Origin of the sequence: Streptomyces sp. YS-3 (genome assembly GCF_045257485.1) — a bacterium.
Taxonomy (GTDB): domain Bacteria; phylum Actinomycetota; class Actinomycetes; order Streptomycetales; family Streptomycetaceae; genus Streptomyces.
In genome coordinates this window covers 1-1,003 of the sequence record NZ_JBJHPC010001077.1, presented here as the reverse complement: position 1 = coordinate 1,003, position 1,003 = coordinate 1, and the positions used below count along the sequence as shown (strand labels likewise).

Genomic DNA, 1,003 nt, shown 5'->3' with positions numbered 1-1,003 from the left:
GACCGCGCCTACGCCGTCCTTCGCCTCCCCTCCCTCGGCGTCACCGCCCCCATCGCCGAGGGGATCAGCAAGCACGGCGTCCTCGACAAGGGGTACGTGGGGCACTACACCGGCACCGCCCAGCCCGGCCGGGCCGGGAACTTCGCGCTCGCCGGTCACCGCAACACCCATGGCGAGCCCTTCCGCCGCCTCGACCGGCTGCGCGCCGGGGACCGCATCGTCGTCGAGACGCGGGATGCCGTCTTCACCTATCTGGTGGGCAAGATCCTCCCCGAGACCTCTGCGCGGGACGGCGGAGTGATCGCTCCCGTGCCGCGCAGTGACGTCCGTACGGCGTATGGGTACGGGGCACCCGGGTACTACGTCACCCTCACCACCTGCACCCCGGAGTTCACCTCCCGGTACCGGCTCGTCGTGTGGGGGACGTTGGCCTCGACGCGACCGCGCTGATTGTCCGAGCCGTCGTGTATAACGTGAGAAGAGTCAGGAGTCGGACAGGCGTTCTGAAAACCGGACACGTGTCTGTGTGTGCGTGTGCCCGCGTGTGTGGGTGCGTGTACGCGCGTCTGTATGGAGTGGGGGGAGACAGCATGAGCGGCAACCGCCTGGCGTCCGCGCGCTGCGCCTTCGCCCTGCTCCTCTTCCTCCTCGCCGAGCTGCTGCTCGCCAACGGCGCCACGCTCTCCGGCGCCGTCGCCCTGGCCGCCACCGCCGCGGCCGGCTCCGCCCTCGCCGTCTGCGCGCTGCTCGCCTCCCGAGCCGTGCCCATGGTGCCGCGTACGCGCATACGCACCGCGATACGGGACCGCGAGCGGCGCACCGCCTTCCTGCCGCAGCGCGATCCCGACGCCTCCGGACGGCCCAGGCCCCGGGCTCCCGGCCGCCTCGCCCTGACGGTCGCCGCGTAGGGCAGCGCCCCTTCCCCGCCCCCTTCCTGGAGGCTCTCCCCTTCCCGGAGGCTCCGCCTCCCCAGGGGGCTCCCCTTCCCAGGGGGCTCCCCTTC

General features: G+C 72.5%; 2 protein-coding genes. Both read left to right on the top strand.

The genetic code is table 11. The annotated features are described in order from the left end of the window. On the top strand, positions 1-450 hold a 450-nt coding region (locus ACJA3G_RS37570), incomplete at its 5' end, for a class E sortase (protein ID WP_406557484.1). 140 nt (positions 451-590) lie between these two features. After that, positions 591-908: a DUF6412 domain-containing protein gene (locus tag ACJA3G_RS37565; protein ID WP_406557483.1), complete on the top strand. Its 318-nt coding sequence runs from the start codon at positions 591-593 to the stop codon at positions 906-908. Positions 909-1,003 lie beyond the last annotated feature (95 nt).